The sequence below is a fragment of the Cellulomonas pasadenensis genome (assembly GCF_047229365.1).
GTDB lineage: Bacteria > Actinomycetota > Actinomycetes > Actinomycetales > Cellulomonadaceae > Cellulomonas.
The window spans coordinates 1-2458 of the sequence record NZ_JBFTEP010000241.1 but is presented as its reverse complement, the minus strand read 5'-3'; the positions used below and the strand labels follow the sequence as shown (position 1 = coordinate 2458).

3 protein-coding genes are annotated in these 2458 nt (G+C 78.0%); all 3 read left to right on the top strand.

Annotated elements, in window-relative coordinates; translation table 11 throughout:
* Positions 1 to 338, top strand: a 338-nt coding sequence (locus tag AB6N23_RS18100) for a hypothetical protein (RefSeq protein WP_412867348.1), incomplete at its 5' end; no start/stop codon positions are given.
* Complete coding sequence (locus AB6N23_RS18095; RefSeq protein ID WP_412867347.1) at positions 335 to 1345, top strand: VWA domain-containing protein; 1011 nt, start codon at positions 335 to 337, stop codon at positions 1343 to 1345. The genes AB6N23_RS18100 and AB6N23_RS18095, both read left to right, overlap by 4 nt.
* Complete coding sequence (locus AB6N23_RS18090) at positions 1342 to 2409, top strand: vWA domain-containing protein (RefSeq protein WP_412867346.1); 1068 nt, start codon at positions 1342 to 1344, stop codon at positions 2407 to 2409. Before AB6N23_RS18095 ends, AB6N23_RS18090 begins: the two co-directional genes overlap by 4 nt.
* Positions 2410 to 2458 lie beyond the last annotated feature (49 nt).

Here is a 2458-nt window from a genome sequence, read left to right as displayed (position 1 = left end):
CCCCGGCGGAGCGCGCGCCGGGCGCGCCGGACCCCTACGCCGCCGCGCGGCAGGTCGCGCGCGACCGGATCCGCGCCGTGGAGGAGCGGCACCGCGCGGGCGAGCTCGACGACCGCGGCGCGCACCTCGAGCTCCAGTTCGTCGTGCGCGAGTTCGCCGCGGCGCGCACGGGCGTGCGCACGGCAGCGCTCACCGCGGGCCTGGCGCGGCAGGACCGACGCGTGCGCCGGCTCGCGGTCCTGCTGGAGCGGTACTCCACGCCGGCGTTCGGCCCGCGCAGCCGCGTCTCGGTGCGCACGTCGCTGGACGAGGCGCGCCGGGTGGTGGGCTCGTGGTGACGGCGGCGCCCGTGCCGGCCGGCCTGACGACGGCGTGGGCCGTGCCGGCGCTCGTCGCGCTCGCCGTCGTCGCCCTGGTCGCGGGCCTGCTGTGGCGGCGCGGCGGCGCGGCGACGACCTGGGTGGCGAACACCGCCGAGCTGCGGCACGTCCCCGCGATGCGGTGGTGGCGCGTGCGCTACCACGCGCTGCGCGCGGCGCTCGTGCTGGCCCTCGGCACCGCGGCGCTCGCCGCCGCCGTGCTCGTCGCCCGCCCGGTCGTCGCCGAGGAGCGCACGCACGAGCTCGCGAACCGCGACATCGTCCTGTGCCTCGACGTGTCGGGCTCGATGATCGACTACGACGCCGCCGTCGTCGCGACGTTCGCGCGGCTCGTGGACGAGTTCGAGGGCGAGCGGGTCGCGCTGTCGCTGTTCAACTCCACGTCGCGGACCGTGTTCCCGCTCACCGACGACTACGACCTCGTGCGCGAGCAGCTGCGCACGGCGCGCGCGGTGCTCGAGGGCGACGCCGTCGAGGGCGCCGAGGACCTCTTCCGCGGGACCGAGGGACTCGAGGGGCAGGCGTCGCTCATCGGCGACGGCCTGGCCACGTGCGCGCTGCTGTTCGACCAGTTCGACACGGACCGGTCGCGGTCCGTGGTGCTCGCGACCGACAACGAGGCGTGGGGCGACCCCGTCTATACGCTCGAGGAGGCGACGGACCTGGCGGGCGGGCGCGGGGCCGTCGTGCACGGCCTGTACCCCGACCGCGAGGACTGGATCGCCGACGCCGACGGCGCGCGTGCCCGGATGCGGCTCGCGCTGGAGGCGACCGGCGGCGTGTTCGCGCAGGCGTCGGACGCCGGCGCGGTGCCGGCCATCCTCGCGCAGGTGCAGGCGGCGGACCTCGTCGCGATGGACGCCGACCCCGAGCGGGTCGTCGTCGACGACTCCGACGGCTGGGTCGTCCTGCTGTACGTCGCCGGCCTGCTGGCCGTCGTGCTGGCCTGGCGGGTGCGCGCATGACGTGGCGGACGGTCGTGCCGGTCGGGGTCGTGCTGGTCACGGCCCTGCCGCTGCTGGCGCTGTGCGTCGCGCAGGCGGTCGGTGCGCGGGTGGTCCGCGACGGTCGACGGGTGCGGGTGGTCCGCGACGGCGCCCTGCGTGCCGGGCCGTGGACGTGGTGGCGGCGGGCGCTGCTCGTGGCCGTCGTCGCGGTCGTCGGGCTGACGCCGGCGGTGGCGACGACGCAGCCGGGTGGCGCGCGCACCGGCGTGCAGGTGTTCTTCGTCGTCGACCGCACGGGCTCCATGGCCGCGGAGGACTGGGGGCCGGGCGGCCCCGCCGCGCGGCAGCCCGGGCTGCCGCCCGAGCCGGCGGTCCGCCGCCTCGACGGCGTCCGGCACGACGTCGTGTCGCTGGCGACCGACCTGTCCGGCGGGTCGTTCGCCGTCATCGGGTTCGCCGACGAGGCCGGCACGCAGCTGCCGCTGACGGACGACGTGAACGCCGTGCGCGCGTGGGCGCAGACCGTCACCCAGGAGGTCACCGCGTCGTCCGCGGGCACGCTGCGCGACCGGCCGCTCGCCGTGCTGCGGCGCTCGCTGGAGGACGCGGCGCGCCGCGACCCCGGCATGGTGCGCCTGGTCTTCTACCTGTCGGACGGCGAGCAGACGGGCGACGGCGCACCCGAGTCGTTCGCCGGGCTCGCGCCGCTCGTCGACGGCGGCGCCGTGCTCGGCTACGGCACCGCGGAGGGCGGGCGCATGCGCAGCTACGACGGCACGGTCGACCCGGACCCGCCGTACATCACCGACCCGGCGGGCGGGGACGCCGTGTCCCGCGTCGACGAGGGGGCGCTGCGGGAGGTCGCCGACCAGCTCGGCGTCCGGTACGTGCACCGCACGGCGCCGACGCCGACCGCGGACCTCGTCGCCGACGTCGACCTGGCCACGATCGCGGCCGACGGGCGCACCGACGTGCGCGGCACGCGCGACGTCGTGTGGCCGTTGGCGCTGCTCGCCGCGCTGCTGCTGGCCGCGGACGCGTGGACGTGGGCGCGCGCGTCGAGCCGCCGGAGGTCCGCGTGAGCCGCGGCACCGGACGCCGCCGCGGACGCGCGGCCACGCCGACCCGGGC